Origin of the sequence: Paenibacillus sp. FSL R7-0652 (assembly GCF_038595045.1) — a bacterium.
Classification (GTDB): domain Bacteria; phylum Bacillota; class Bacilli; order Paenibacillales; family Paenibacillaceae; genus Paenibacillus.
In genome coordinates this window covers 1759130-1785264 of sequence record NZ_CP152001.1, presented here as the reverse complement: position 1 = coordinate 1785264, position 26135 = coordinate 1759130, and the positions used below count along the sequence as shown (strand labels likewise).

At 46.7% G+C, this 26135-nt stretch carries 38 protein-coding genes and 1 pseudogene; 2 read left to right on the top strand and 37 right to left on the bottom strand.

The features are described from left to right. Nucleotides 1–5: 5 nt before the first annotated feature. The 20 genes and pseudogenes from MKY97_RS08160 to MKY97_RS08065 form a co-directional block, all read right to left on the bottom strand. Nucleotides 6–497: an NUDIX hydrolase gene (locus MKY97_RS08160; protein WP_342554956.1), complete on the bottom strand. Its 492-nt coding sequence runs from the start codon at nucleotides 495–497 to the stop codon at nucleotides 6–8. After that, entirely contained in the window at nucleotides 494–682 is a 189-nt protein-coding gene (locus MKY97_RS08155; protein WP_342554955.1) for a hypothetical protein, read from the bottom strand. Before MKY97_RS08155 ends, MKY97_RS08160 begins: the two co-directional genes overlap by 4 nt. Before the next feature lie 50 nt (nucleotides 683–732). Then, nucleotides 733–984, bottom strand: a complete 252-nt coding sequence (locus tag MKY97_RS08150) for a hypothetical protein (protein ID WP_342554954.1) — start codon at nucleotides 982–984, stop codon at nucleotides 733–735. Between the two features lie 35 nt (nucleotides 985–1019). Further along, a complete protein-coding gene (locus tag MKY97_RS08145; RefSeq protein WP_342554953.1) occupies nucleotides 1020–1535 on the bottom strand; it encodes a hypothetical protein in 516 nt (171 codons plus the stop codon). A gap of 278 nt (nucleotides 1536–1813) precedes the next feature. Further along, nucleotides 1814–2119, bottom strand: a pseudogene (locus tag MKY97_RS08140) (hypothetical protein); the annotation flags it as partial. Between the two features lie 169 nt (nucleotides 2120–2288). Continuing rightward, nucleotides 2289–2702, bottom strand: a complete 414-nt coding sequence (locus MKY97_RS08135) for a hypothetical protein (RefSeq protein ID WP_342554952.1) — start codon at nucleotides 2700–2702, stop codon at nucleotides 2289–2291. Next, a complete protein-coding gene (locus MKY97_RS08130; RefSeq protein WP_342554951.1) occupies nucleotides 2699–3148 on the bottom strand; it encodes a LytTR family DNA-binding domain-containing protein in 450 nt (149 codons plus the stop codon). The genes MKY97_RS08135 and MKY97_RS08130 overlap by 4 nt, the downstream gene beginning before the upstream one ends. Nucleotides 3149–3298: 150 nt before the next feature. Next, the gene (locus MKY97_RS08125) at nucleotides 3299–3808 is read right to left on the bottom strand and encodes a hypothetical protein (protein ID WP_342554950.1); all 510 of its coding nucleotides are present in this window, start codon (nucleotides 3806–3808) and stop codon (nucleotides 3299–3301) included. 29 nt (nucleotides 3809–3837) lie between these two features. Next, complete coding sequence (locus MKY97_RS08120; RefSeq protein WP_342554949.1) at nucleotides 3838–4353, bottom strand: DUF4188 domain-containing protein; 516 nt, start codon at nucleotides 4351–4353, stop codon at nucleotides 3838–3840. A 47-nt stretch (nucleotides 4354–4400) separates the two neighbouring features. After that, nucleotides 4401–4595, bottom strand: a complete 195-nt coding sequence (locus tag MKY97_RS08115) for a hypothetical protein (protein WP_342554948.1) — start codon at nucleotides 4593–4595, stop codon at nucleotides 4401–4403. Between the two features lies 1 nt (nucleotide 4596). Then, complete coding sequence (locus MKY97_RS08110) at nucleotides 4597–5091, bottom strand: GNAT family protein (RefSeq protein ID WP_342554947.1); 495 nt, start codon at nucleotides 5089–5091, stop codon at nucleotides 4597–4599. Between the two features lie 24 nt (nucleotides 5092–5115). Next, entirely contained in the window at nucleotides 5116–5751 is a 636-nt protein-coding gene (locus tag MKY97_RS08105) for a hypothetical protein (RefSeq protein ID WP_342554946.1), read from the bottom strand. Between the two features lie 36 nt (nucleotides 5752–5787). Continuing rightward, nucleotides 5788–6252 carry an NUDIX domain-containing protein gene (locus MKY97_RS08100; protein ID WP_342554945.1) on the bottom strand — a complete coding sequence of 155 codons (465 nt, stop codon included), beginning with the start codon at nucleotides 6250–6252 and terminating at the stop codon, nucleotides 5788–5790. Between the two features lie 24 nt (nucleotides 6253–6276). Further along, on the bottom strand, nucleotides 6277–6765 hold the full coding sequence (locus MKY97_RS08095; protein WP_342554944.1) for a hypothetical protein: 489 nt from the start codon (nucleotides 6763–6765) through the stop codon (nucleotides 6277–6279). 185 nt (nucleotides 6766–6950) lie between these two features. Continuing rightward, nucleotides 6951–7175 carry a hypothetical protein gene (locus MKY97_RS08090; protein WP_342554943.1) on the bottom strand — a complete coding sequence of 75 codons (225 nt, stop codon included), beginning with the start codon at nucleotides 7173–7175 and terminating at the stop codon, nucleotides 6951–6953. Between the two features lie 70 nt (nucleotides 7176–7245). Next, complete coding sequence (locus MKY97_RS08085) at nucleotides 7246–7734, bottom strand: isochorismatase family cysteine hydrolase (protein WP_342554942.1); 489 nt, start codon at nucleotides 7732–7734, stop codon at nucleotides 7246–7248. A gap of 51 nt (nucleotides 7735–7785) precedes the next feature. After that, nucleotides 7786–8499, bottom strand: coding sequence for an AAA family ATPase (locus tag MKY97_RS08080; RefSeq protein ID WP_342554941.1), 714 nt, complete (start codon nucleotides 8497–8499; stop codon nucleotides 7786–7788). Nucleotides 8500–8612: 113 nt separating this feature from the next. Then, nucleotides 8613–9563, bottom strand: a complete 951-nt coding sequence (locus tag MKY97_RS08075) for a radical SAM protein (RefSeq protein WP_342554940.1) — start codon at nucleotides 9561–9563, stop codon at nucleotides 8613–8615. 140 nt (nucleotides 9564–9703) lie between these two features. Further along, complete coding sequence (locus MKY97_RS08070) at nucleotides 9704–10360, bottom strand: pyridoxal 5'-phosphate synthase (RefSeq protein ID WP_342554939.1); 657 nt, start codon at nucleotides 10358–10360, stop codon at nucleotides 9704–9706. A 112-nt stretch (nucleotides 10361–10472) separates the two neighbouring features. Further along, nucleotides 10473–11087 carry a histidine phosphatase family protein gene (locus MKY97_RS08065; protein WP_342554938.1) on the bottom strand — a complete coding sequence of 205 codons (615 nt, stop codon included), beginning with the start codon at nucleotides 11085–11087 and terminating at the stop codon, nucleotides 10473–10475. Between the two features lie 332 nt (nucleotides 11088–11419). Between MKY97_RS08065 and MKY97_RS08060 the strand changes: the two genes are divergently transcribed. Then, on the top strand, nucleotides 11420–12364 hold the full coding sequence (locus tag MKY97_RS08060; RefSeq protein WP_342554937.1) for a hypothetical protein: 945 nt from the start codon (nucleotides 11420–11422) through the stop codon (nucleotides 12362–12364). Nucleotides 12365–12406: 42 nt separating this feature from the next. Here the strand turns inward: MKY97_RS08060 and MKY97_RS08055 are convergent, their stop codons facing one another. The 8 genes from MKY97_RS08055 to MKY97_RS08020 form a co-directional block, all read right to left on the bottom strand. Then, nucleotides 12407–12706, bottom strand: coding sequence for an RNA polymerase alpha subunit C-terminal domain-containing protein (locus MKY97_RS08055; RefSeq protein WP_342554936.1), 300 nt, complete (start codon nucleotides 12704–12706; stop codon nucleotides 12407–12409). Then, nucleotides 12693–13487 carry a hypothetical protein gene (locus tag MKY97_RS08050; protein ID WP_342554935.1) on the bottom strand — a complete coding sequence of 265 codons (795 nt, stop codon included), beginning with the start codon at nucleotides 13485–13487 and terminating at the stop codon, nucleotides 12693–12695. The genes MKY97_RS08055 and MKY97_RS08050 overlap by 14 nt, the downstream gene beginning before the upstream one ends. Nucleotides 13488–13524: 37 nt before the next feature. After that, nucleotides 13525–14118 carry a DUF4304 domain-containing protein gene (locus MKY97_RS08045; protein ID WP_342554934.1) on the bottom strand — a complete coding sequence of 198 codons (594 nt, stop codon included), beginning with the start codon at nucleotides 14116–14118 and terminating at the stop codon, nucleotides 13525–13527. 73 nt (nucleotides 14119–14191) lie between these two features. Then, nucleotides 14192–14749, bottom strand: a complete 558-nt coding sequence (locus tag MKY97_RS08040; RefSeq protein WP_342554933.1) for an NUDIX domain-containing protein — start codon at nucleotides 14747–14749, stop codon at nucleotides 14192–14194. Nucleotides 14750–14957: 208 nt separating this feature from the next. After that, nucleotides 14958–15635, bottom strand: coding sequence for an ABC transporter ATP-binding protein (locus MKY97_RS08035; protein WP_342554932.1), 678 nt, complete (start codon nucleotides 15633–15635; stop codon nucleotides 14958–14960). Continuing rightward, nucleotides 15632–16807 (bottom strand): ABC transporter permease, encoded by a 1176-nt coding sequence (locus MKY97_RS08030; protein ID WP_342554931.1) that lies wholly within the window; start codon nucleotides 16805–16807, stop codon nucleotides 15632–15634. The genes MKY97_RS08035 and MKY97_RS08030 overlap by 4 nt, the downstream gene beginning before the upstream one ends. 67 nt (nucleotides 16808–16874) lie before the next feature. After that, nucleotides 16875–18263, bottom strand: coding sequence for a HAMP domain-containing sensor histidine kinase (locus tag MKY97_RS08025; RefSeq protein WP_342554930.1), 1389 nt, complete (start codon nucleotides 18261–18263; stop codon nucleotides 16875–16877). Continuing rightward, nucleotides 18260–18937: a response regulator transcription factor gene (locus MKY97_RS08020; protein WP_342554929.1), complete on the bottom strand. Its 678-nt coding sequence runs from the start codon at nucleotides 18935–18937 to the stop codon at nucleotides 18260–18262. The genes MKY97_RS08025 and MKY97_RS08020 overlap by 4 nt, the downstream gene beginning before the upstream one ends. Before the next feature lie 334 nt (nucleotides 18938–19271). Here MKY97_RS08020 and MKY97_RS08015 point away from each other — a divergent pair, with 334 nt between their 5' ends. Then, the gene (locus MKY97_RS08015) at nucleotides 19272–20255 is read left to right on the top strand and encodes a cation diffusion facilitator family transporter (protein ID WP_342554928.1); all 984 of its coding nucleotides are present in this window, start codon (nucleotides 19272–19274) and stop codon (nucleotides 20253–20255) included. 219 nt (nucleotides 20256–20474) lie between these two features. Here the strand turns inward: MKY97_RS08015 and MKY97_RS08010 are convergent, their stop codons facing one another. The 9 genes from MKY97_RS08010 to MKY97_RS07970 form a co-directional block, all read right to left on the bottom strand. Further along, entirely contained in the window at nucleotides 20475–20855 is a 381-nt protein-coding gene (locus tag MKY97_RS08010; protein WP_342554927.1) for a VOC family protein, read from the bottom strand. Nucleotides 20856–20996: 141 nt separating this feature from the next. After that, complete coding sequence (locus MKY97_RS08005; protein ID WP_342554926.1) at nucleotides 20997–21380, bottom strand: hypothetical protein; 384 nt, start codon at nucleotides 21378–21380, stop codon at nucleotides 20997–20999. 30 nt (nucleotides 21381–21410) lie between these two features. Further along, nucleotides 21411–22259: a hypothetical protein gene (locus MKY97_RS08000; protein WP_342554925.1), complete on the bottom strand. Its 849-nt coding sequence runs from the start codon at nucleotides 22257–22259 to the stop codon at nucleotides 21411–21413. A 422-nt stretch (nucleotides 22260–22681) separates the two neighbouring features. After that, nucleotides 22682–23545, bottom strand: coding sequence for an MBL fold metallo-hydrolase (locus tag MKY97_RS07995; RefSeq protein ID WP_342554924.1), 864 nt, complete (start codon nucleotides 23543–23545; stop codon nucleotides 22682–22684). A gap of 168 nt (nucleotides 23546–23713) precedes the next feature. Then, nucleotides 23714–24580: a phosphotransferase gene (locus tag MKY97_RS07990; protein WP_342554923.1), complete on the bottom strand. Its 867-nt coding sequence runs from the start codon at nucleotides 24578–24580 to the stop codon at nucleotides 23714–23716. Between the two features lie 21 nt (nucleotides 24581–24601). After that, nucleotides 24602–24889, bottom strand: coding sequence for an SHOCT domain-containing protein (locus MKY97_RS07985; RefSeq protein ID WP_342554922.1), 288 nt, complete (start codon nucleotides 24887–24889; stop codon nucleotides 24602–24604). Between the two features lie 34 nt (nucleotides 24890–24923). Further along, the gene (locus MKY97_RS07980; RefSeq protein ID WP_342554921.1) at nucleotides 24924–25244 is read right to left on the bottom strand and encodes a hypothetical protein; all 321 of its coding nucleotides are present in this window, start codon (nucleotides 25242–25244) and stop codon (nucleotides 24924–24926) included. Between the two features lie 56 nt (nucleotides 25245–25300). Beyond that, on the bottom strand, nucleotides 25301–25840 hold the full coding sequence (locus MKY97_RS07975; protein WP_342554920.1) for an HAD-IIIA family hydrolase: 540 nt from the start codon (nucleotides 25838–25840) through the stop codon (nucleotides 25301–25303). Nucleotides 25841–25918: 78 nt separating this feature from the next. Beyond that, nucleotides 25919–26131 carry a hypothetical protein gene (locus MKY97_RS07970; RefSeq protein ID WP_342554919.1) on the bottom strand — a complete coding sequence of 71 codons (213 nt, stop codon included), beginning with the start codon at nucleotides 26129–26131 and terminating at the stop codon, nucleotides 25919–25921. Nucleotides 26132–26135 lie beyond the last annotated feature (4 nt).

Genomic DNA, 26135 nt, shown 5'->3' with positions numbered 1-26135 from the left:
CCCCTCTATCTCTGGATGATGTGTCTGATATCGTTGGGATCACGATAGTTAACAAGTTCCCTTTTCAGAAAAACAGGATAAATCTCCATGTGCTCAAGCTCTCGCAACGGGAACCAGCGAAACGTCAGTTCGCCATCACGCTCCAAACCATTGAACTCAGCCTCATCATAGTACGCATGTCCTTCGGGTAACGAGATCACGTAATAGAACCCAATCTCGTGCATGTTCATGCCATCGTATTCATAAAAGTCTTCGCAAACACAGGCAAGCTTCCCGACCCGGACATGTACCCCAATCTCCTCCATCATCTCTCGCCGAACAGCATCCTCTGTTGATTCGTTCATTTCTACCCGCCCTCCGGGCAGGTTCCAGAAATCATCCTGTTTCGCCTGATGCAAAAGAACTCTGTCCGCATGCATTACGATCCCTGCCACGCGAAAGTTAAATCGGCCGCCGTTCTGCACATACGATATATTGCTGTTCAATGAATTCGTCACTTGGCTGCCCATCCATCAACAAACCCGTTCTGAAATCCATTCACAAACGAAGGAATGAATAGTACAAGCAGCAGAAGCAGGCTGGCAATCCCCCATCTAAAGAAAGATTTACGCCTGCTTACTGCACCCCTGATGAACAACAACACTGTAACCACGATCAGACCAATCTCTACATATTCCATCATTCATACCATCCTCCGTTATGTATAATTCCTCGATGCCTTAATTCCATCTACTATTCATAGATTTTGCCCATATACATGATCTGAGCAGAGCGTTTCCATGGATTATCCGGCTTCTCGTAGTGCGTTAATCCATTAACCGATTCCTGCCCCCACTCCGATGCAGCTTCCAGAAAGGATTCTATCGCATCATGCTGCCATTCATCTGGACAGGACTGCCGGTCTTGGCTTAGCGCACTCAGAAATGCAATAAAAGTCGCCTCATCCTTCACTTCATTGACAAGCTCGAATAATATCTTATTCATCGCTGCTCCTTCCTTCTTACGTGTCCATCCTATTGTTAATCGATGTCTGCAATGAACCATTGTGCTGCATCGCCGTCCGTTTTCTTTCGTTGAAAGACCATCATGGAGCTGTACTCATTCTCGTCTCCCGCCCTTAATTCTGTAACGTTTACGGTTGCTTCATAGATCTTCCGTTGTTCCGTAATCTTAATATCACTTAACGCAATCACTTTGCGGACCTTATATTCAGACATGCCGCTTACAGGAGCCCTAGGTGTAAACAAGCTCATATATCCCTCTTCATCTTGTTCATATAAATAACGCAAACGAGCGTTCATTTGTTTGACAATGGCCAGTTTATCCCCCGCATATATCCTCTCATCAATATATTCCGGCGGGGCATCCTCATCTTGTAATTGTGAAGGAGAAGCTGCCGACTCATCTCCGGTGACTTCTTCATGGTTCACACTGCTCGGCGAAGCTGTTTTCTGTGTATCCTCTGGCGCTTCTTTATTCTGGCAGGCCGTAACAAGCAAAATCATGCCCAATATAAAAGCTAACCTCTGGATCATGCTTCTTCACTCCCTACTCCTTTTCCACCAAATGAATTCCTGTTGTTGTCTAATTTTCTCTCAGGTACATCATAACCCATAATGTGGAATTTGCGAACGTATAAATGAAGTTAACTTCCATGCCTCCGTGCTCTCACATAAAAAAACACGCTGTCATGCATGGATTGAACCATACATTGAACAAGCGTGATAACCGGTTATTTACTGCCTCCAATTCCCCCACACTGAACATCAGCCGGGACTCAGCCCTGATACAGTTATCTGTTCAAAAGCCCCTCATCAAACCATACATCCTCGTAATCCTCGGCAATCAGGAATCTCCATCCCGGAGCAAGTCCAAGATACGGCTTGATTTTGGGGTCCCAATCATCGATATGTGCCGTATGCAGCGGTACGAAGAAATCATCGGCATCGGAGTACTCTTCAGCCCAAATGTACCAACCGGTCGTATCGCCCTCAGGCTGAATGCGCATCCCGTGAATCGGTTCGCGCTTTCCCTTAACGTTCCAGGCAATTCCCACCTTCAGGTGTAGTTCACTTGGAACGTAGTCTGCCTTGTATTTCCTGCACAGCTGTTTCTGCATCACTTCAGCAGTCTCTGGCTTCAATATCTATCCCTCCTTTTTTGGCATCAAACGCCATAGTACGCCTTGTATCCAGACAACCACTGATCTTTGGAGAAATCCACAAAGTCATAGAGCTCGCACTGTTTAAGATACAGCAGCAGCTCATCTTCGTTCATAGCTATTCACCCTACTTTAGAATATCGTTTAACTCTTCCGCTTTCTTCCTGCTGTCTATTCTAGCATAAAAATAAAACGCTATAACGTGCAGCACGATTGACAGCAGCCACATTCCCGGGAACCAAGGCGCGATTAACTCAAACATTTCCCTCGAAAAAAGCCAAACGATTACCATCCCCCCGGCGATATTACATGTAGAAGAAATGACGATATTCCACAGCGGTTTTAGCGTAAAATGATTCCACAGTGCGCTGTACATCACCCCGAACAGCACAGCGGCAGCGAACGAAATGCCTGCCACATTCCACAGAAACGTCATACGGATCGGCTGGTCGTGATAGAACAGTGTCAGCAGCAGCGTTACCCAGAGTGTCGTGACTGTGAATACTTGAAAAAAGGATTGTTTAAGTTGTTGTACCATCATAATTTCCTCCTAAAGTTTTTCATATAGAATCGACTTACATAATAGCTTGAACCATCAGTCAGGTTGACCTGAACTCTGGCATGTTCCGCAGCTGAGAAGCTGCCGATATGCCTGGTGTTAATGATCGTCTGATTGTTGATTCTGACAAGTGTAGTGTCCTGCTCCTGCAGCTCTTGCTCCACATACTTCAAACGCTGATTAAGCAGGTACCTTTCCCCTGTAATAACACTCACGCCGCACATCCGTTCTTCCGATACAATGGCAGCCACCGTGCTGAGCTTGATCCTTACGTTACGGTTGTTCCTTGCCTGGATGACAACGAGTTCATGTTCCATTTGACTCATCGCTTCCCGAATACGATCCCACTTTGATTGATCTTCAGGGTGAGTTATTATTTTCGCCTCATTCGGCTGCATCTCCTGACTTTCTTCAAAAAAGACTTTCACACGATGTCCTCCTCTCACCACTCATATTACATATCCGCCAACACAATTCCCACGATATTGCGTTTTGCTGCATGAATCTGCAGTTTCGCTGCACTCGTTTAGAAAAATGAAACAAAAAAACTACTCTTTTCAGAGTAGTCTCCCGCAGCTTCATACTTCTTCCTTCATCTCCACTACCGTGTCCTGATGATGCCGAACCCACTCATTCATCGCCATAATCCCTTTCTGTGAAACCTCCTGATATGCCGCGTATACCCGTTCAGTTCGCTCGCGCAGCTGCGGGTCATGATCCAGATCGGTTGGCGATACCTCCTGCCATGTTTCTCCTGATTTTTTAGCATCGGCTATCAAAGCCTCAATGTCATCCAGAATACGAACCATTCCATCTAACTGAAAGAACTGCATGCCTTTTCTGATCCCGTTCCAGCTCTGCAGATCCATGATATGATACGCCGAGAACCAGTAAAACTCAGCCAGACTCCGGGTATGATTATGATACGAGTAAAATAGGTACAGCGCCTGCTGCCCCTCATTCAGCTGCAGATACACCTCTCTTTTGGCCGCCAGATCCTGTCCGCGCACAGAGAGCAGCATCGGTTCAATGCACAGCCAGCTTAATTGGTGCGAATCCAAATCTTCTCTTTTAATCGCAGCTTTCATTATATGCTCCTCTCTATTCATCATTTGCACTATTCCTTGTTCCGCGGGTTCTCTGGTACCTCTACTGCCGGTTCGTTCTCCCCGCCCATTCTGCGCCTTGATGTTGCCCGTCTTCCTGATGCAGGTACATGATCGGATACTTTCGCCAGTCCAAACTTCGGCATGTTGGCATAGATGGTTTCGTGCGAGCCTGTTTGAGCTTTATATGTCTCATGGTAGATTCCCACAGATCCGTCGGAGCCGATCGACTTATTAAATCGTTTCCATGCCTCCAGATGTAATCCGCCACGCGCATAAGTCTCCAATTCGTCGTATGAACGCCAGTACTGCAGCAGGGTTACTCCGCGCCAGTTCACCAGAAATTCTGTACCTAAAAATCCGGTGTCCGGGTTCTGATATAATTCTTTAATCATCGGCCCCATGGAGTTGAACACAGGCAGCCACTTATGAATCGCCCACAGCCGATTAATTCTCATGCCAATAATAAAAACAACGAACTCTCCCTCGATCTGAGCGGTGTATCTTCCCTTATATATTTTCGCCACACGGCTGCCTCCCTGTCTGATGGATCGAATCCTTTAATTAATCTGTACTATTCGGCCAATTCGTTCATACGCATTACCATGACAACCTCCTCAGTTCCCTTATGGAGCGAAGCAAGTTGACGTGCCATATCCCCCAGCGCATCCGAAAGCCACGAAACCGGGAGCTCAACCCGTTCGTGCGTCTTATATTCAATTGATACATCCAGCCAGCCATGCGGCTCCAGCGTCAGTGTGATGTCCATTCTATCTCCCCGATCTCATCAAGCTGTAGTGCAAAATATACTGCATACCCTGCCTGCCCATTCTTCTGACCCCCAAGTCGAGGAAACCGGATTTCAAATACAGCTGCCGTGCAGCCTGGTTTGCTTCATTCACCGCGAGAATAATCTCGTTCATCTCAGGATGAAACTTGCGTACCCAGGCAGGCAATCTTTTCATCGCCTCCAATGCATACCCTTTCCCCTGCTGTTCCATCGATATGGACAGCGCACGAATGAGAATTTTGCAATCCGACTCTGCTGGCTCTACGTATTCTGAACCTTTGTGTAAAACAAAGAATCCTACAGGCACCGCCCCACATAAAATAACAACCGGATCTTTGTCCGGATTCGTCACAGCCTCTTCAATCACTGCAGCAGGCATCGCCGTAAAGTCCATCTGTTCCTTTTTCAGCATAAAATGGGTCAACGCTTGATAATACTGCTCTTCGTAAGATACCAAACGAATTTCCTTATCCACCCTGCAACCTCTCTTTCCGCCTCGCTAAGACTGCAGCTGCTCATAGATCTGCCATTCTTTGAATCTGGTTTTCAAGTCGGAAGCCGTTTTATGTATAAATTCCGTTACTGTCTCCATTGTCAGTATTTTTAGATCACCATCAGGTTCATTCTCAGAGTATGCGAAGAAATCAAACTTTTCTTCCCTATACGCGCATACCTCCTGCGCTTTCAAGCCGCCGAACTCATACCCTTTCGCTATCCTCAACTGATCTAACCATTCCGAAGCTCCAGCGTATTCACGCCGTATTCTGAACTCCAGCTTCTTGACGTCATGGGTGTAAATCTCTCTTCCATTCGGGTCCGCTTCATATGGAGGATAGATCTGAAAAGTCCACTCCCGGTCCGTATAGATATGGGCAATATAACCGCATAGATAATGCAAAAACTGGGGGTCACGCCGCATCCGAAGCACGTTCATTTCCGAAGCCATAACCTGCTGTAAATCGGTATCTGCGGCAAATTGGTGTTCTGTGGCCATAAGGTGAGTCTTCGCTTTTTCACTGCGTACATTGGTTCTCACATGAATGGAATCCGGAGCTAAGCTTCCCAGCAATAATGTCGGAGATGGATGCGGTACGATTTCGGATGCAATTGCAAAATGAACCATAGGCCAAGGCAATAGAAGCCCCCCTTATATTCAAGAAATGTTGTTATTTCAACTGCGAAGCAATGTGTTCTTACCTTCAATCAAGTCGATAAATACAGGCTGCTGCACCTTATTAATTACATTCAGATCAATCTCATCGAGACTGTGAAAAACGAGCTGCAGAGACTCATGATGTTCGTCTTGAAATACAAGGGTTCTAAGATCGGGAGCCATCCGCCCGGACAGCTCTGCAGTAACATTAAATAAAAACATAACAAATACGACTTTATTCCCGTCAGGGTATGTATATTTCATTCTTTCGCCGGTATATACGGCAGCCAGTTCATATGAGCTTACTTCCAATCCCGTCTCCTCTTTCACTTCCCTGATCATCGTCTCTTCGATCTGCTCGCCAGCATCCATTCCGCCGCCGGGTAGTCCCCAATCTCCATAATCCGATCTCCGTTGAAGCAAAATTCTCCCTGCATGGTCGCGAATAATCGCACCGCCAGTTACAATAATACGTCTGGTCATTCCAGTCCCTCTTTCACCAGATACTCATATGCCAAAATGTACGATACAAGCCTCATCCGCCTGAGCGTGTCTTGTCATTGCAACAAGTTTGTTTAACTCTTTTATTAAATCTGATTTGTTATAGACAAGTTTCTCGCTGTACCCCACTCCTTTTTCTCCGTCGATACAGTAATTCCCTGTAAGAACAACCGAATCAGGTGCGTTGCTGAATAACTCAGCCCAACACTTTAAAACCTGATGAAGCTTCGACAGCGTTTCCTGACCCGCAATAACGGTTACTCCATGTAAATTCAGCCCTTCGCTCTGTACCTCGGTACCCGGATTCCATGTGACTAACCAGTTAAGGGAATCATAAATATAAGCTATAAATTCATCTTCAAATACGGCCTGCTCTTCTAAATCCAGACCATGTTTACGCAGATTTCCATAAGAATCCCATGAATAAGAATCGATCAAATGTTCACTAAGATTCGCCTGGTTTTCAATAACGAATTGATGTTTTGGCAGCTGCATCCCCTCCTCATCATACTACAGATCTTTTCCAAAGCACACTTATTCACCCATCATAACCCATGTATGGGAAAAGGGGAATCCAAAAAGGCCCTTTTTCTTCTCCAATAAGAGAGGAAACAGAGCCTTGTTATCTGCCCCAAACACAGACCGCCCGAGGGCGATAGTTTCTTTAAGAAGTTCATCCATTATGCCTTGTTTCCTTCTTTCGGTACAAACAAAGCAGCAGCAAATGCAGCAGCACTTACAAGCGGTAACCAGGTCATCCAACCCATCATAATCAGTACAGGTGCCAGAATCAGAATGACACTGAAAAACACCATCAGCCTTAACTTTTTCCTGAATCCTTTGAGGGTCCAGATCACACCTGTGAACGAGAGAAGAAGTAAGAGAGCGTTGTAGTATACATCCATATCCTCCAGCCTCCTTTTAGAAAGTAAACGCTGTTCTTTGATCCATTTGGATATCTGCTTCCGTTACCAACTATCGAATCAAATAATCTACTACCGGATACGAGATTACATTACGGTCCCTGTATGTGGAGGATACCGCCTCAGTATGGGTGCTGAGAATGCCATTTTGCAGCATCACAGGCCTGAAACCGCGTTCCGCTGCACCATTGTATGTGAACAGCACACACTCTTCTGCCGCAAATCCTGCGATAATGAGCAGTTCGATGCCCTGATTTTTCAAGGACTGCTCCAGTCCCGTTTGCCAGAATGCGTTGGAACTCTCTTTTGTGATCGTCATATCCTTCTCATCCACGTCAATCTCGGGAATGACTCGATACAGTTCCGGCTCTGCTCCCTCCATCCCCTCGACATCCTGCACATGTACAACTGCGTGGTCATTGGAGCGGAGTACGTTCGCCACATGATTAATATATTCGCAGGCATGGTCGATGGCCTTCTGATCCATCTGTTTGCGTACAATACTCTCCTGCATATCAATAATTAACAATCCTGCTTTCATCCCATCTCTCCTTAACTCGTTTGTTTTCCGGCTGGTTCCTGCATCCTCAATTTATTCATCCTTAAATAATTCATGCAGCATACGATCCCGATTCTCCAGAAAGCTGCGGGTGATCAGGTAATGATCCGTATCCTCGTACATCATTTTATGAATATGACCGTCATCAAAACTCAAAATCTCGGCCCCCGGATACCCAAGCAGAATGGGTGAATGTGTTGCAATAATAAATTGCGAATGACCGGACAAATCATGGAGAATTCGCAGCAATGCGAGCTGCCGGGCTGGGGACAAAGCTGCTTCCGGCTCGTCAAGCAGATAAATGCCTTTGGAGCTGAAACGATTGATGAACAGATTAAGAAAAGACTCCCCATGGGACTGCTTATGCAGCGAACGCCCTCCATAGTATTGAAGTGATCCCGGCATCTCATCGATATGGGATGCAAATTGATAGAACGACTCCGAGCGCATAAAAAAACCATTGGTGATCTTGGGCATCCAGGCCAGTCTCAAGTAGTCTCCAAGCCCAGACTCTGACGCATGTGTCTCAAAATAGTTATTGCGCCCGCCCCCGGCAGTGTTGAACCCACACTGATGAGCGATGCCTTCGAGCAGCGTTGATTTTCCCGAACCATTCTCACCCACGAAAAAAGTAACGTTATGGCTGAACTCCAAACGATCCAGAGATTCAATCGAGGGAATATGAAACGGATACTGCCCCGGATGATCAATTTTGTCTGTCATCAATTCGACTCTTCGAAGATACATGATCGACCTCCTGCACTGAGTTGACTCACGTTCATCTTCCTCCATCGTACCCTATAACCGTTTAAATGGGAAAGCTCTTCCATCAAAAAAGAGCGAGCACATTGGCTCACTCCTTACGCAAACAAAGCATCATATGCTGGACAAGGCCGCTTATCCAGAAAGTCCGTCAAGGCAGCAGGCTGCTGCTTATAAATATCCTTTAATGACGTTCCGTCATAGATGTTCCCGATGACCACCGGATGACAGAGTTCACAGATCAGAATATCTCCATTGCCATGCAGGTGCAGCTGCTTCGTCCCATCCACACAGTTCGAGAAGTATACCCCGGGCTGTTCACGCAGATCCAATTGCTCAGCAAACCGATCCATGCATGTAAAATAAAGCGTCGTATCCGGCTTTTTATTTTCAATTAACGCCGTGACTGATTGAACCAGCGACGCTTTGGAGACAATCTGACTCCAGTCGGTGTGCGGCATCTTGATACTGTTCTGAATCTCATGGATGCGCACGCCCAAGTTGTAGACTTTATCGCTAATTGCCTGCATACTGTCCTGATTGCCTTGGAACAGCAGGGTTTCCAGCACCGTCTCCAGACCCAATTCCGTGCACAGGCGAATGTTACGCTCTAATCGCTCATACATGCTGGGATGCACACGGTAATAGGCAGCATACGAATCCGCATCGGTATAGTTATACGAGATATGAATGTTAGACAAACCCGCATCCCGCAGCGCGATAATTCGTTCCTCGGTTAGCAGACTCGCATTTGTATTCAGCTGTGTATCGATGCCTTGTGCCGCACAGTACGTTACGATCTCCAGACAGTCCTTATATTTCAGCGTCACTTCCCCGCCTGACAAGCGTACCCGTTTAAGGTGAGGCAGCTCACGAATGATGCGGATCGCCTCTGCGCTGCTGATGCACTCGCCATCATCTCGATTGTACGCACAGCAGTAGTCGCATTTATAATTGCAATTCGAGGTTACCCCTACCTCCAGCCCTTCCAGTTCATAAATACCGGGTGTCTCCAGTTCAAGTGCTTTATATTTATTTCGAATCGTCATACGCTCTGCCTCCTGCTTCCCTGCTTCATTTCAGTTCTATCGTCCTGGTAACCTGAAAATTATAGCGAAGGTCATTCTACAAGCGCTATGACATTACGTACAGTTGTCTTCGTCACTCCTGCTGCTGTGTGCCTGTACTTTCAAGGCCACAGCCTGTTCTTTTGCCAATGTTCATCCTGCAGCTTATATTGTACACGTAAATGTTTGCGCTCCGTACCCCCCTGCCAGAACTCTACTTCCTCTGCATGCACAGCATATAAACGCCAATGAGGCGCAGCAAAATCAGGGTCATCCTGAAGGCGTTTCCTCTGAGCTTCAATAGAACGTTCCAACTCGTCTTCACAATCCAGCAGCTGACTTTGACGCTCCGTCATGGCTGCCGCTTTGGCTCCAGGTTTGCGTTTCCGGAAGTCCGCTGCCCCTGCTTCGTCCCCCTCATCTTGAGCAATCCCCCGAATTCGAATCTGTCTTCCTAATGAAGGCCAGTACAGGGTAAGTGCGACCCTTGGGTTATCGTTCAACTGCCGGCCTTTTCGACTGTTCGAGCTGGATGCAAAATAGAAGGTATCCTCCATAATATTTTTTAAAATTAACACCCTCGCATCGGGATAACCATGCTGATCCACTGTAGAGAGAGTCATGGCATGAGGCTCTTTTACCTCCTTTTCGACAGCCAATCTCAACCAATCCAGAAATAACTCTCCCGGCTGATCCGGCAGCTGCTCCACATTCCACATGGGGAATGGTCCAGATAAAGATTTGAGATGATGCAGCAGTTCTTCTGATTTACCACTCATGTGTCGGCCTCCCTACTTCTCGGATTTGATGATGTGCATTGATGTTTCATATGGGCACTCTATAATTTCAGACGGATAAAACTGGCGACAGCAGTGATGCCGATGGTTTTTCTTATCTCAGGTGAGGAATCCTGTTAGGGTGTATTATGCTCCAGCCCTCTTTATGTTTCTCGATCGTATGAATGCTTGTATTGTCGATGGGATAGAAACTGGACTTGCTGCTCCACTCCCTCTTAGCCAAAAGATAATACAGAATATTGATTACTCCTCCGTGTGTGACCAAGAGAACGTTAGATTGAATCTGTTCCTTTTCGAGTTGAATACACAAATGTTCGAACGTGTTTCTAATTCTTGTATGAAAATGAATCGGACTCTCTCCGCCGGGAAAAGCAGTACTCATGTCTAACGTATTAAAATAAATACCGGGGTACTTTTCTTCCGCTTCCGCATGAGGCATACCTGCCAGCTCACCATTGTTCATCTCACGCCACTCAGGTGTGTACATGACCGGCATATCCAATGCGGCTTCGATTTCGCTGCTTGTCTGCACCGCACGGGGGAGATCACTGCTGATAATCGTTTGAATATCATACTGCTCCGCATGCTCCTGCAGATACGTCCCTAATCTTCTGGCCTGAAGAATTCCATGATCGGTAAGTCCCCGCTGACTCCAGCCACCGCGGTAACCTTCTTCATCTGCACCGTGCCGAACTAGATAAATCTTCACTGTTTCCGGTCGCCTCCCACTGTCAGATCTAATATGTATATAACCCCCTGAATAACCAATAAAAAAACCGATCTCAGATCACTTCGATCCAAACTCGGTCATTTCCTGCTCCGTCATTTAACGAACAAACGTATTCCGCACTCGTTCTGACTTGATAAAATACGGAATCCAGGTCTCACAAGCTATAGCGGATCTTGGCTTATTTACTTATTTTATCGCTCGTTATACTTTCGCCATGTTCCATCCAATCTGCTTATGGCATCATTCAAGGTAACTACAGCAGCCCAAAGTACTGCTTGCATTGGTTTATGATCATAAGGGAGGATTTAACGATGACTGATTCAAAATTAACATTATTACCTTTTGCCGACATCTCCTGTTACACCGAGGATTTCAACATAATCTCTGTGCAGTGGGGACATGATGGCCTTGCATATATCCTGCTCATCAACAATGTTCCTGAACGAAAACAGGGCATGTTTGTACAGACCAAACTCCACAAAACCTACACATACAAAGTGCTGATCGTATCGAGTCAGTATGTAGAGGAAATCATTATTCAGGGGCAGCAGTATCACTATCATTACGTGCAGCCGCTGCAGGAACATCTGCTGCTGGTTGGCGCTCGCAGTACCTATTACGGAAATGGTAAATTTGATCTGAATGCCAAAGTATGTGATCGGCAGGGTACAGCAATTCGTGAATTTCTGCTAGGCGATGGCATTCAGAGTGTGCAGGTGACGGAACAGGGGACCATCTGGACCAGTTACTTCGATGAAGGTGTGTTCGGTAATTACGGCTGGAATCCGCCTGTTGGGGAGAGTGGGCTGCTCGCTTGGGACGCATACGGGAAGATCATTTATAAAAATAACAGCGCAGACATTGCCGACTGTTACGCACTCAATGTCGTGAACGAACAGAAAGTCTGGTTCTACTATTACACTGATTTCAAACTCGGCTGTATTTCGGGAGAGGTCGGCACAGAGTCACCTCAAGTTACCTACTTGAATCCGAATATATCCGGTTCCTCGGGTTTCTGCACGGATGGATATCACTTCTTGTTTGATGCCGGGTATGGGAAACATGGAACATTTATTTTCAAGATAATGCAGAAGCCTGGCAGCCTCACCAAGGGAACGAAGTTCACATTGCTGAACGAAAAAAACAGCCCGTTCCAACAGGCACGACAGAATTTTCGACAGGATCGCCTGCTGCTGAGTGAGGGGGACTTACTGTATCAAGTAACGATGGAAGAGCTGTTATCGGTTATAGAATAGTTCTGAAAAGGTGGAGGAAGAGGAAGGCGAACAGCAAAAAGCTTAAGGCTGCGCCTTAAAACATAGCCCCTCTTCCTCCAGCGACTTACGCAGTATGGGCATGGAGGAAGGTCCGATCCCGTGCAGCTTTAAAATGTCTTTCTCCGTATACTCGGCAAGTTTCGGGAGGGTTGTGATTCCCTCTGATTCCAGTGCACGTCTTACCGGAGCAGACAGCAGGCTCATAAATCCCTCTTTCGGTTTCCGTTCTGCTTCGCATTTGGGGCAGGTAGAACAGTCACTTTTTTTATAAAATACATGCCCCTTCTCACAAGTCCGCCTTGTTCCTTTATTGGTTGTCATATGTGATTTCCTCCCCTATAACCTCTACGGATCCGATTTGTTTTAATTTTGGCAGCGTTTTCCCTAACATTCTTGCTTTATCTCGAATCTGGATATACAGCACCATGCCATCCGGATCTCCCGCTTCAAGACCGTGTTCTTCTGTATAGGACAGATAAGCATTGAAATGCTCCGGCGCAGTACCTTTACTAAGGATAGCACAACTGAACCAGAAATCCGTATATTCTAGAGCTTTGACGATCTCTTCTTTTGTCTGCAGTTCATACCACAACACACTTTTAAAATGCGGAGGTACATCAGCATGCTTCAGCCACAGCTTATTTTGGTATTTCACTCTTGGACGAATGAAATGCCGCACAGATTCAGGATACTCTTTTAATTCATAAGTCGTACACATGTCATATAACAACTCTTGAATTTCATTTTTCAATCCATTATCTATGTCGTCCAGTTCCTGCTTGCGAAACTCTTCGATCCATTGTTCATTGGTCACATTAACATCTTTCCTGAATGATTTACGTTTTAATACATCGACTACTCTGTTTGCCATTTCGTAATCTGGGTCCCATAACACACCCGCATGGAATTGTTCTAAATTCATTTTTGATATCAACGCTTTATGGGAATCTTTTGTTTTGTCGTATTCTATAAAATGAAATAATATCTCTTCGTTATCTTCCTTGAAGGCTAAGATGAGCTCAGCTAATTCGGCGCTCGGCCCGAAGCCTAGTTCATATCCGATCTCTAATTTGATGGGATCTAGATTTAAAAATAGTTTCAATGTTGATCTCTCCTGGTCTGCAATCAGAGTTATTTTTTCACCTACCGCACGAGGCAAAAATAGCTGCATACTTCTTCTCAAAGATTGCCCAGCGATTTTCGGCTCCGTATTTGGCCTGCAGCTGCTGCAGATATTTCTGAGCAGTCGTCGTATCACCATTTTGCAGCAGATAATGAAAGGTTTCTTCGCTTAAATGTAATGCTGTCATTCTCATATAATACTCCACAATATCTCTGGTGCTGGTTATGTTCCGCATATATTCCACAGCTTCTTCGAGATGAGACAACAATACTTTTGAAAAAGTGACCAGGTCGGCGTCAGATGTCAGCGAGTAGCGGTCTGGAGCAGATGGAACAATCTCTTCAATCCTGCAGTTTAGATGAGCCTGCTCCTGTATCGTTTTACCGCCTGATATCATAGACTGCAGCTGCGCCAGCTCCTTGGAATGAATCATGCAGTTCATATAGAAGCGAACGTGATTGGCTGTATTGGATTGAGACTTCTGAATGTTGAATGTGTAAATAAGATCGCCTTCGACTCTTCGAAAATTCAGACCTTTTTTGGTATAACCGTGACGGGCAAACAAAGGTTTTACTTCATTTTTAATCATCTCTTTAAAAAGCCCCTGCATCGAAACTCCCTCCCCTCAAATCCAGCAAATCCAGCATAGGTTAATTTCTTCCAGGACCATGCGGTGCTCTTCCCTAGTTCTGTCCACTACCTTCGTGTTTTTCTGCTTCCCGCAGCACATAGGCCAGTTCGTACATTTCAGCTATATCCTGCCGATTCTGCTCCCGGAAACGCTGGACCGCTTCATCGATATTAACCACCTCAACCGACACGACCTGCTCTCCATCCTCGGGATTGAGCGGATCACTGACCAATTCCACATCGCCATACCCAATCACTCTAACGAAATGTGGATGTGGTATGTACGGCCGATACGGCGAAGGTGCACTGGAGGTACAGTGGAATTGCCCGAAAATCTGATAAGAACACAGCTCCGCACCCAACTCTTCCATCAATTCACGTTCTAATCCGCCCATGTAAGGCTCGCCTGCTTCCAACGTTCCTCCGGGCAGCTCCCACAATCCGTTATCCAGTTGAAACACAACACACTGTTCCCCGACAAACGGAATGATGCTCACGTTGCTCACCAGTGTCTCGTCTACTTGCTTGCCCAGCCGGAATTCAGCCTCTACAATTCCCCAATGGATCGTCGTGCTCAGTGCAGGAAATTGTGCTGCATCTATGCCGCTCATCTATGTCCACTCCTCTCCAAGTTCAATTCCTGATAGCCTGATATTATGCAGTGATCCGGTTCAAGTGCATATGCTTCATACTCTTCCGATTATAATCGAAAACACAAAAAGAAGGCCAACTCCCCACACAGGGTATATGGACCTTCCGTTAACATGTTCAATATCAATAATGAGCCGTATATTTTCTCGAATCGTATTCCAAACGTCCTTAATGCTGAACCAGCTTACCCTTTTCCAAAAAAAGAACCCGGCTGCAGAGCGGCAAAATCCGCTCATCATGCGTAACCATCACTGCACTTTTGCCCTGCTCCTTGACGAGCCGTGCAATCGTGCCTACAATATCCAGCCCGCGCTCCGCATCCAGGCTGGCCGTCGGTTCATCCGCCAGCAGCACAGCCGGATCATTCATTAGCGCCCGCGCAATGGCAGCGCGCTGGCGTTCCCCGCCCGACAGCTTGTCGGTGTACGCTTTCCGGCGGTGAGACAGGCCCACCGTCTCCAGCAGCTCACCTGCACGGCGCTCGGCTTTGCTTTTATCCATACCTGCAAGCTTCGCCACCACCATCAATTGCTCCTCCACCTTCAGGTAAGGAATCAGATTGGCACTTTGAAAAATAAATCCGAGCTGGCGCAGCCGCACATCCGAGATATCCGTCCTGCTTTTGCCCATAATCGAAGTACCGTCCAGCAGTACATCGCCGTCCGTTGGTTGAAGCAGTGCACCTGCAATGGACAGGAATGTGCTTTTGCCTGAGCCCGAAGGGCCCATTACCGCGACAAGCTCTCCTTCTGCCACCTGCAGATCAAGCCGATCCAGAATCGTCCGCGGGCTGCCGCCGTCATCAAATGTCTGTGTAATGCCTTGCAATTCCAGTCGGTTTCTCATGCTGCCGTCCTCCCAATTGCATCAAGTGCATCAATTTTAGCGACCTTCCACACCGAGAATAACGAACCCGCCATCGACATGAGGATGAACAATACACACGTTAATGCAAGCGTGGATAATTCTAATTGAAAGGGCATTGATGCGGGCAGCACAGATTCAAACAGCCTTACAAGCAGGACGCTAATGGCCAAACTGCCCACGGATAACAGCAGGACCTGCAGTGATACACTGCCTGCCAGATAACCGTTTCGGGTCCCGATTGCTTTTAAAATGCCGAACTGACTGGTCTTCTGAATCGTTATCACATAGAAAAATACAGCAAGTACAAACGCCGAGATCACATATAGAAAAGCAATCATCATCATCAGCGAGCCCTGCTCCTCCTTGTAACCAGGGATAGCAGATACCGCCTCCGATTTGGTGATGATCTCTGTCTTGGGCAGTGCAGCACTCAGGCTGCTCATCTGATCATCTGCATCCTTGACCGCAATGGCATTGTATACTGGCGTAACCGATGCTGCAGATGCAGCACCAGCGCCAGTGCCGATTTCAGCTTCACTCCCCGCTGCCGATGGCATCTGTGCAGCTCGTGATCCAACCTGCAGTGCGAGCCATTCCTGCTCATTCAGGAATACCACTGGTGCGTGGCTGAACGATTCATTTTGTACAAAACCACTGACCGTCCACTCGGTTCCCGAAGCCTGATCTACCAAAACCGTGCCGATCGTTACGCCGGATTTCGCGAGCTTCTGATCTACCACAACTTGTCCCGCGGACTGATCATTGATCGCTCTGCCTTCGGTAACCGTTGGCGCAAGCCAGCTGCCCGGGTTCACCATAAAGAGGGCGACGTCGATTTTCTTGGTATCGTCCGCCGGACTGACGGTGGTCATTCGAACGCCAAGCGGCTCGGCATGATCCTGCCCAACGACAGCACGCGCCTCATCCAGCTCCTTCTGACCTACCTGTGAACGAGTGAAACGATGATTCGAATCCTGTTCGAGTACAAAGCGGGATGCTGCCATATTTTTAATCGAAGCCGCGTTATCATACGACAGCCCCTGTGCAAGTCCGGTTACAAACAGCACCAGAAACGAAACCAGCACCATGATCGTGGCAATCAAGGCATAACGTCCCTTTGCAAATCTCATTTCTCGTAAAGCCAAGTACATATGCTCTGACCTCCCTCTTGATAACCCAAGTATAAGAGGTGAAAATGAACGGAAAATGAATAACAGATTACATCTGCGGGAGCGTTACGGTGAAGACCGTGCCTTTGGCCGAACTGGACACCTCAATCGTGCCGTGATGGATGCGGATAATTTTCTGCACAATCGCAAGGCCCAGGCCCGTCCCACCGGAAGAACGTTCACGCGCATGATCCGCCCTGTAGAAACGATCGAACAGAAACGGCAGATGCTCCGCTGCAATTCCGTCTCCGTTATCCTGAATATAAACGACACATGCGGTATCCGTCTGTTCTGCCCGAACCTCAATGCTTCGGCCTTTCGGCAGATGCTGCACCGCATTACCCAGCAGATTCATCCAGACCTGCATCAGCAGCACTTCGTTGCCCTTAAGCGCTATGGAATCGGGTATGGACATGCGAAGCAGCAGCTCCTTATCCTCCAACTGCCACTGCAGTACCTGAACGGCCTGACGGAATTGATCTTTCAGAGAGAATGCGGTTTGGGTCTGAGTCATATCTTCATGTCCCTGTTCAAGGGAAGAGAGCAGCAGCAGCTGTTTACTCAGCGACGAAAGATGTCTGCTCTCCTCTTCAATAATGGATGCGTAATGCGCCCGTTCTTGCTCCGGTAATTCCCGATCCGCCACCAATTGGGCAAACCCCTGAATGGAGGTTAAAGGTGACTGGATCTCATGTGAGACATTGGATACGAACTGCTGCCGCGCCTGATCCACCCGTTCCAATTCGCTGCTCATCGTCATAAAATGCTGGGCGAGCTGGCCAATCTCGTCACGTCTTGCTGTATTTAATTTCAGGTTATAATTGCCCTGCGCAATGCGTTTCGTCGCTTCGGACAGCCGTTCAATCGGATTCACCAGATAACGCGTGCTGAACAGAAAGATCAGGACACTGATGCCCACCGTTAAAGCCCCAATAAGTGCAAAGAAAATGCGCAGTTCTCCAAACTGCAGGATCACATCGGGACGCATGAACATGGCATAGCGAGCATCGCCTACCTGCAGCGGAACACCCACCGTATTGCTTAATTGATTATCAAAAAATCCCGTAATAAATGGTTGGCTGGGAAACTCGGCCACGCCATGGTACACATCGCCCCCCAGCACCAGACGTACAGCCTGCCTGTCCAACTCTTTTTCGCGGAACTCCCGACCGTAAAACTGATCATGCCCTTGACCGTCTGTGACATAGATTTCGTATCCTAATGCCGCTGCGTTGTGAAGATATCGCTCTACCGTACCCGGCTCAGGCTGCTCTTCGGCAAACTTTTTCATGTCCATGGCGATACCGACCAACTTCTCATCATTAAAGTCTTTAAGTTTCGCATGATAATAGATGTTGGAGAAAAAGAACCCGAGAAGACTGCTGACGATAATCACAGCCACCGTAATGAGAAATATTCGAACGTACAGCGTTCTCAATGAGATTTCACCTCGATCTTGTATCCAATCCCCCGCACCGTATGGATTACAAAATCATTTGTATAATCCGCAAAGCGGTCACGCAGCCGTTTGATATGTACGTCTACCGTTCGGTCATCTCCTTCATAATCCGCCCCCCAGACCAATCGAATCAGTTCGTCCCGCGAAAAGAGGCGTCCGGGAAACTGCGCAAGCTGCGACAGCAGTTCAAATTCCTTCATTGGTAAAAAAAGAATCGACTGCCCGTCGCTCACTTCCACATTGCTGCGGTCAATCACAATCCGGTTCATACGAATTATATCGCTGGAAGTCCGGTGATATCGGCGAAAAAGAGCTTTAACCCGGTATACCAGTTCTTCCGGTTCGAATGGCTTCGTTACGTATTCATCCGTACCTCGCAGATACCCTTCTTTCTTGTCTGACAGCTGATCCCGTGCCGTCAGCAGCATAATGGGAATATCGTAATGCTGACGGATGTAGTCACACAGCTCAAGTCCATTCATACCCGGCATCATGACATCCAGAATCGCCAGATCGATCGGCGTCTCCTGTATGATTTTGACGGCTTCCGCACCGTCCTGTGCTTCATGTACCCGGTATCCTTCCTTCGTCATAACGTGGCGCAGCAGTGCGCGAATATGGCCATCATCGTCTGCCAGCAGCAGATGTTTCATCTTGTTGTCCGCCCTTCTATAGTGATCCTGCCCCGATGGTAGCACAAATGCGAAGCCATTAGCCAGTACAGCTGCCAGTAGATCTCCATTACAGCTGTCTGTGTCGATACATGTTTATATTTTCGCCAATCTGGTTGACACTACTATGAGGGAGATTTATAATAAATCCATAACATATGAGTGATTGTTCATATGTTCATATAATATATATAAGAATTCGTTATCCTTTTTACTATGAAAGGAAGAAGCACAACCACAGTCGCTGGAAATACACAGCATGTCGTTATCAGGTAACTTACATAATGGAGCAAGGCTCCCAAGGAGAGGATTTATAATGTCGGGACAACAACACAGTCATACCCATGGTCACGACCATGGACATCATCATGCTCACACCACCAATAACAAAAAGGTACTGCTCTTTTCCTTTATTATCATTACCTTGTACATGATCGTGGAAGCCTTCGGGGGATTCATCACCAACAGTCTCGCGCTCATCTCTGATGCAGGTCATATGCTCTCGGACTCCATTGCGCTCGGCATTGCTTTGCTGGCGTTCACGTTCGGGGAAAAAGCCGTCAATACAGGCAAAACCTACGGATATAGACGTTTTGAGATTCTGGCAGCTGCACTGAACGGCATCACGTTAATTGCTATTGCCCTTTATATTTTTTACGAGGCTGTAGGCCGTTTCATCAACCCGCCTGAAGTTGCAACGGTCGGCATGCTGATCATCAGTACAATCGGATTGCTCGTGAACATTCTCGTTGCATGGCTCATGATGCGAGGAAGCGATACGGAGAATAACCTGAATATGCGCGGGGCTTACCTTCATGTCATCAGTGACATGCTCGGTTCCATCGGCGCCATTGCTGCCGCACTGCTCATGATGTTTTTCGGGTGGGGCTGGGCTGACCCGCTGGCAAGTGTCATTGTAGCAGCGCTCGTACTGCGCAGTGGATTTCATGTCACCAAATCCTCGCTGCACATTTTGATGGAAGGTACGCCGGCTAATGTCGATGTCAACGATCTGGTGCAGACCATGCAGCAGGTAGAAGGTGTTAAAGGTGTGCATGATGTGCACGTATGGTCGATTACCAGCAACCTGAACGCGCTGACCGCCCATATCGTCGTGGATGGAACGATGGATGTATATGCATCCGAGATTCTTGTGCAGCAAATCGAACATCTGCTGGAGCACAAAGAGATCAAACATGTCACCCTGCAGGTCGAGTCCGAAAAGCATCTTCACGACACCTCGGTTCTCTGCACCGTGAAAGGCGACGCACCTGATGCCCATGCGCATCACCATCATTAAATCTATCGCAGGCGGACTGCCTGCTTATATCTAATAAGACAAAAACAGGACGATTCCAGTGAAGGGATCGCCCTGTTTTTTGATGCTGCATTGTTAACATCAACGCTGCGTTAGTACAACAGAGCATTAGCATAGCGTTGGTATCAGCTTAGCCTTAGCGTTCGCTATGGCATGGGCATTAAAGTTAGCTGTATGCTTTGCTGTTGTTTATGCTTTTGTTTATGCTGCAGTAAACTCCAGAAATTCCAGCCGATTCCCGAAGGGATCATTCAGATAAAAGCGCCGGACTCCCTCATCTGCTCTTGCCTCATCATCGATAACTTGAATACTGTGCATGTGCAGGTGTTCACGCAGCTGCTCCAGATTCTGTACATGGAATGCCGGATGGGCTTTGGAAGCGGGTACAAAATCATGCTGCACACCGATATGCACCTGATGATCTCCGCATTGAAACCACACACCGCCGCGTTTCTGCAATGCTTCAGGCTTAGGAATCTCTGTCCAGCCCAAGATTTGATTAAAAAAATGTCTGGCTTCCTTCTCGCACCCCGCAGGAGCTGCCAGCTGCACATGGTCAATGCCTTTGAAATGAAAGTTCATGTTATACACACCCTCTCTAAGTTTCATTTGATGAAACCTAGTTTTATTTTAACACTTCCATTTTATAGTTAAACGAGCAGTAAATCCAGTCTATTTTTTCAGCAAACTACGCGCTATGTACCTTCACATTAATATATGGGTCTAGATATCGATCTCGTCCCAGTTAAGAATGACATACCCCAGCTGACATAACAGAATAACCAGATAGCTAATGTTGATGATCATGCTTCTTTTCACATTTCTAATCTGCCTCGCATGTTCTTCTGCATCTATCGCTCCGCGTCTCACTCTGAAATTTATCCTCTGATTTTGCTTCCATATTAGGGCGAACTCCAATACTCCGAAAACTCCCCAGAACAGTGTAAATAATAAAGAAGCTGCATTGAATACCGACAGCAGCATGAGTATCCCTATACCCCAACCTTGTTCTATCCCCCATCTAAAACTGAAATGTACCATGATCGTCAAAGCTGCAAGCCCAAAACCAATGTAACTTAAATAAGGTATAAATCGGGTTCCACGCATTTTTCTTCCCCTCCTTAGGTGACATGTCATTCACCTGTAAAGCATCAGCTTTTGAGCTTCCGCCGTCAGTCCGAATGAAACAAGTCTGTCTTTCATCGCCCGGTACACATCAGGATCATCGAACCCTTGTGCCTGACTGTCGCGGATGAAACTAAACAGACCGATTGGATCTGCACTCGATACGTAAGACAGCAGCTGTTCCTCCTGATCATATGGAATCTCCTTGCCATACCACGGATGCGGAACGGCTGCCGCAGCACCATCACTCATCATGCCTTTCCCCAGCGCAGCACCAAGACCATCAAGCGTATCGACAATGACTTCGCTGCGTCTGATCTGCCGAGCTTCCTGCATATAAGAGTAACCGTCCGGGATCAGCTGCAGGTCAAATCGCTGCACAGCCCAGTTCCGAACCTTGTTTTTTTCAAGATGCCAACGTTTTCTATCAAAGTATTCACTTTCACTCATGTCCTCTGCCTGTTCTTTCACAAAGTTGAGATACTGCTGTTTTGATTCAAACTCATTGAGCAGTAAGTCCACGTGACCTGAGAAACCTAACGCAAAAAACTCTCGGATATTGCTGGCCACAATTCTGGCATAACGTCCAAAATCCGTTGGATCTACACGTATGATAGGTGCTGCGCTTAAGTCCGAAATATGGCTGAAGTCCGTCAAAAACGAAAAATGAATGCCGCCCATGCCCGTATTGGCAAATACGATGGCATCCGCGGGAGAACACAGATAACCGCCATGGTCATGGGGGTCGAACTGTAGAAAATACCCCGTTGGCGTCTCCAGATAAGGCACTTCATGCTTAATTTCCTGCTCCCATTCCATCATTTCCTGCAGCAGGTCAGGAATCTTATAACTGCTTCTCATTTTATTTCTCCTCCTCGGTATAGATTGCCTGAGAATCCAAGCGGCAAATGCATTAATTTTCATTGTATCATTGTTCAACTTCAGCGCTAACGATCCGGAGAAGCCTTATTCAGCCATATTTAAGCACTTCACATTTCTAACGATTCACAGCGACGCTATTTCGCTGATTTCGCCCCAATCGAGGATATTTTTCAGGTTTCTTGATGGAATAAGCTTCCTGGGAATCGTTAGAATGTTGAAACTCCCCATGGAGGGCAAATAAGGTTCGTGGAAATCGTTAGATTTTATTTCATCTCCATTATGAAGTTCGGCAGCGCCTATACTCAAGTCGTATGTCACGTAACGTTAAAGCAATAAAAAAGCCCCGGCTTTAAGCCAGGGCACAATTGGTATACAGTAAAATGTACAGCCACCGCTATCTTCTAATTGGACGGCAATTCAGCATCTAGAATCCGATCATTGACCAATGCTTTTAAGAAAAACAACTCATCCCCCACTGGAGCGCGCCCCTGTTCTCGTTCAAACGAATCCATCGCTTCTTCCAGAGATGTCGAGGTTACAGCTTGGCTGCATGCCGTCAATTGACCGAAGAACATATCCATTTCTTCTTGGTCACAGATCGACTCATGCCCCAGCAGGAAATGAACTGCATCGTAACGCTGTATATCCTCGATCATAGGCAGCAGCCGATGCTGCTTATAATGAAACAATGAACGCGTCGTCGTAGAATAAGGGCTATCCCCAAGGAATAACGTTCTCTCATCTGGAACATACACAATAGTTGAGTCATCGGTGTGTGTACTGCGAATCTGTTCCAGTGTACACACTTTGTTCCCCAGATCAAGCTCGAGAGAGCCTTCGAACACAATTCCCGACCTGCCTAGTGTAAACGATTCTCGATTCGGCACCTCATTCTGGATCATTTGCATGCCATGTGCACTCAGCCTGTTCCCCTCTACATACTTAAGGAGCGCAGCATCATCAAAGGTATATGCTCGCCACTCATTCAAGCGCTGCTCTGTTAGACGATTGACGATAATCACTGCATCTTCATATTGATTCATTCCCAGAAAATGATCCCAATGTGCATGAGTGATAACCACATACCGAACTGGGGGCACCTGCAATTGCCGAATCTCGGCCAGGAACTCTTCAGCATGCTGAACCGAATTGCCCGCATCGATCACAAGGCTGTATTTTTCTCCGCATACCAATCCAAGCACCGGTCTTTCTCGTTCATTATCATTAACCATATAATAAATGGACTCGCTTAATTGTTTTAACATGTCAATTCTCCTCTTATATGATGTTTGATGTCATAGGTAGAGAAAAACCACATGTATTTCGAGTGCATATCATGGGATTCTTCTCCGTTTATGCGTTTACCAATGGAATGACCTCCTTTACCCTGCTGATATCATCATTACAATCTTTCATTTTTTCAAAAATATGCATTAATGCTTCTCACACTGCCGTTTCCACAAATCCCACGCTTCTAGATACTCAGGCAGGTCCTGCGGATGATGTTTGTTACTGAGCCCAACCCGGCAGTATAGATGAACCAGGGCTTCTTCCATCAATCTGAATTTATCCATATGCACCTGTTCAAGGTGCTCAAATACCTCCCATAACAATGTCGGGTCGAGGTCATCGGGTGAGGAACAAAAAGCATAGAGAAAGTCATAGTGAACCGGGCCCACCATGGGAGACGGATCGATCACCCCGATCATTTTCTTTTCCTTGAATACCACATTATGTACACCTGCATCCCCATGCAAAAGAAACCTCGCCGCCTCATCCTCATGAAACAGACGATTTACTGTAGATAGAACTAGATTGTAATCTTCCAATCCAAGTACATCACCGAGATTCTCTCTCGCCTCTTCGATACTAATCTGATTGAATACCTTCCATGTCTCACGTGGATACTCCATTCTCCCCCATGAATCTGTATCCGGCAGACGAACATATGTATTAAACAGTTCTTTCACAAGCCGGGTTAACCAGACTTTCTTCGTCCCCCGATTGTAATGAGTCTCCCCCTCCCTATAGCTGTATACAAAGTAAGTGTTGTCCTCAGCTGTAAAGAGAACCTTCGGCAGCAGCATCGCATGACTGTACGCAGCCAAAAACTGCTGTGCAATCTGGATTTGTTCCGGATCATCCCATTTCAAAATATACTGCTGGCCCGAGCTTCCACGAAGTCTCAACACCCGTCCATCCGTCGTGCCTGACAACTGCTCTGCTTCTATAACCTGTTCGTGAATCATATGTTTGTGAAACAGCTCAGTAATCTCCTTGAGACCTTGATTGTTGTTCATGTACTTCACCTGTTTCTAATTTCATCTTATTTTTGCAAGCAATTTCTCTTTTTTTTGATCGAATTCATACTCCGAAATGATATTTTTGTCCCTTAATTCCCCTAACTGCAAAAGCTGTTCATGGACATTAACCACTGGTTTCTTCAACTTATTGACCATTACAAGCACAAAAATCGAATAAGGTATGGCAAACAACATAGATACAAGTGCTATAAATGCAGCAGCGCCCTCGTCTATGGGTCCCAAAATAAATATGAATAATAAAGTCAATGAGAATATTATAACTGCGATGATGGATAACGCCTTCAATTTCATTTCCCCTTCGATTTCGTTTAGTTCTATTTCAATCCTCGAACGGACTGTCGGCGCTGGTCACTTCCTGTATAATTACGATTGGGTCGGAGATTAAACCAAGCTCCTCATCCTTCGGATACGTTACCGCAATCGTAGGCTCAGGTCCTGCATAAGCCATCATCGACTCCATATCCTCCCACATGGTGCACAGGAAAAAGTGCGCGTATGCACCCTGATCAACGACCTTCAGATAGGCTCCGCAATTCCCTTGGATCGCCAATGTATCTTTCACACCTGTTTCATACTCGTATTCCAAAAAAGCTTCCTTATGCTCCAGCGGCACCGCCCCATGCCATGTTCTGGCGATCATCAAATCACTCCCACATTCTAACTTGTGTAATTTGTGTAATAAACCAGATTACACATCTAGCCATCACTTCTATTCATAATCCAATGCACGGCCTCCAAAATATCTGCCGCAACATAATCCGGTTCCGTCTGAGCCCACTTCTCTCTGAACTTCGTTAATGAAGATTCTCCCCAACCTGTTCTCACCATCACCTTGACGGCTCCTACCGCGTGAGCAGCAAGCATGTCCGTATCACCTACGTCGCCAATAACGATGCACTTGGTCAAGTCCAAGCCATGCTCCTCAGCGGCCTGAAGTAACATGCCGGGTTTTGGCTTTCGACAGCTGCATTCTTCTTCATGTGAACATATGTAGGCCTGATCGAACCCATACTCCTGAAACTGCTGCTCGAACTCCTGAACGGTTGCTTGTCCGCGTGAAATTCGGTATTGGTTCGTAAATGCAAATACCTTCGTTCCTGTCCCCTTTAGAAGCGTAATCGCCTCCTGTGCATTCGGATATAACTCAAAATCTCTCGGATGAATAAAATGCCCCGTGCCCCCGATCGTGCCATCTCTGTCGATGAATACAGCTTGAACGTCTTGAATGGAATACATCAAATGTGTTCACTCCCGATACAAGTTATTGGGTAAGCTCCATTTACATTCCAAATCACACACAGGTGCTCACCGCGGCTACACTTTCTCATCGATAAAATGTTTACTTTCCTGCTGCTTGGTGTGCCGAAGTGTTCTGACTTCCGCTCGCAGATCACGTACTTCTTTCATTAAAGAATCGAGTTTTCTTGATGTTCTGGATGAATCTACGGCATAGCGTACGATCGCTATGACGATCAGAACAACAATAATAAACACAAAAGCTGCGATTAACGCTGTAATCCATTCCATATTG

Bases quoted from the DNA above. Each gene is read 5' to 3' on its own strand.
- MKY97_RS08135 (WP_342554952.1), bottom strand. From the start codon at position 2,702: ATGATGGTACAACAACTTAAACAATCCTTTTTTCAAGTATTCACAGTC.
- MKY97_RS08015 (WP_342554928.1), top strand. From the start codon at position 19,272: ATGTCGGGACAACAACACAGTCATACCCATGGTCACGACCATGGACAT.
- MKY97_RS08085 (WP_342554942.1), bottom strand. From the start codon at position 7,734: ATGAAAGCAGGATTGTTAATTATTGATATGCAGGAGAGTATTGTACGC.
- MKY97_RS07990 (WP_342554923.1), bottom strand. From the start codon at position 24,580: ATGAACAACAATCAAGGTCTCAAGGAGATTACTGAGCTGTTTCACAAA.
- MKY97_RS07995 (WP_342554924.1), bottom strand. From the start codon at position 23,545: ATGTTAAAACAATTAAGCGAGTCCATTTATTATATGGTTAATGATAAT.
- MKY97_RS08090 (WP_342554943.1), bottom strand. From the start codon at position 7,175: ATGGATGTATACTACAACGCTCTCTTACTTCTTCTCTCGTTCACAGGT.
- MKY97_RS07975 (WP_342554920.1), bottom strand. From the start codon at position 25,840: ATGTATTCCATTCAAGACGTTCAAGCTGTATTCATCGACAGAGATGGC.
- MKY97_RS07970 (WP_342554919.1), bottom strand. From the start codon at position 26,131: ATGGAATGGATTACAGCGTTAATCGCAGCTTTTGTGTTTATTATTGTT.
- MKY97_RS08040 (WP_342554933.1), bottom strand. From the start codon at position 14,749: ATGAGCGGCATAGATGCAGCACAATTTCCTGCACTGAGCACGACGATC.
- MKY97_RS08150 (WP_342554954.1), bottom strand. From the start codon at position 984: ATGAATAAGATATTATTCGAGCTTGTCAATGAAGTGAAGGATGAGGCG.
- MKY97_RS08100 (WP_342554945.1), bottom strand. From the start codon at position 6,252: ATGACCAGACGTATTATTGTAACTGGCGGTGCGATTATTCGCGACCAT.
- MKY97_RS08020 (WP_342554929.1), bottom strand. From the start codon at position 18,937: ATGAAACATCTGCTGCTGGCAGACGATGATGGCCATATTCGCGCACTG.
- MKY97_RS08155 (WP_342554955.1), bottom strand. From the start codon at position 682: ATGATGGAATATGTAGAGATTGGTCTGATCGTGGTTACAGTGTTGTTG.
- MKY97_RS07980 (WP_342554921.1), bottom strand. From the start codon at position 25,244: ATGATCGCCAGAACATGGCATGGGGCGGTGCCGCTGGAGCATAAGGAA.
- MKY97_RS08060 (WP_342554937.1), top strand. From the start codon at position 11,420: ATGACTGATTCAAAATTAACATTATTACCTTTTGCCGACATCTCCTGT.
- MKY97_RS08005 (WP_342554926.1), bottom strand. From the start codon at position 21,380: ATGCGTGGAACCCGATTTATACCTTATTTAAGTTACATTGGTTTTGGG.
- MKY97_RS08000 (WP_342554925.1), bottom strand. From the start codon at position 22,259: ATGAGAAGCAGTTATAAGATTCCTGACCTGCTGCAGGAAATGATGGAA.
- MKY97_RS08115 (WP_342554948.1), bottom strand. From the start codon at position 4,595: ATGGACATCACACTGACGCTGGAGCCGCATGGCTGGCTGGATGTATCA.
- MKY97_RS08125 (WP_342554950.1), bottom strand. From the start codon at position 3,808: ATGAAAGCTGCGATTAAAAGAGAAGATTTGGATTCGCACCAATTAAGC.
- MKY97_RS08010 (WP_342554927.1), bottom strand. From the start codon at position 20,855: ATGAACTTTCATTTCAAAGGCATTGACCATGTGCAGCTGGCAGCTCCT.
- MKY97_RS08035 (WP_342554932.1), bottom strand. From the start codon at position 15,635: ATGAGAAACCGACTGGAATTGCAAGGCATTACACAGACATTTGATGAC.
- MKY97_RS08095 (WP_342554944.1), bottom strand. From the start codon at position 6,765: ATGCAGCTGCCAAAACATCAATTCGTTATTGAAAACCAGGCGAATCTT.
- MKY97_RS08075 (WP_342554940.1), bottom strand. From the start codon at position 9,563: ATGACGATTCGAAATAAATATAAAGCACTTGAACTGGAGACACCCGGT.
- MKY97_RS08080 (WP_342554941.1), bottom strand. From the start codon at position 8,499: ATGTATCTTCGAAGAGTCGAATTGATGACAGACAAAATTGATCATCCG.
- MKY97_RS08145 (WP_342554953.1), bottom strand. From the start codon at position 1,535: ATGATCCAGAGGTTAGCTTTTATATTGGGCATGATTTTGCTTGTTACG.
- MKY97_RS08030 (WP_342554931.1), bottom strand. From the start codon at position 16,807: ATGTACTTGGCTTTACGAGAAATGAGATTTGCAAAGGGACGTTATGCC.
- MKY97_RS08055 (WP_342554936.1), bottom strand. From the start codon at position 12,706: ATGACAACCAATAAAGGAACAAGGCGGACTTGTGAGAAGGGGCATGTA.
- MKY97_RS08070 (WP_342554939.1), bottom strand. From the start codon at position 10,360: ATGAGTGGTAAATCAGAAGAACTGCTGCATCATCTCAAATCTTTATCT.
- MKY97_RS08045 (WP_342554934.1), bottom strand. From the start codon at position 14,118: ATGCAGGGGCTTTTTAAAGAGATGATTAAAAATGAAGTAAAACCTTTG.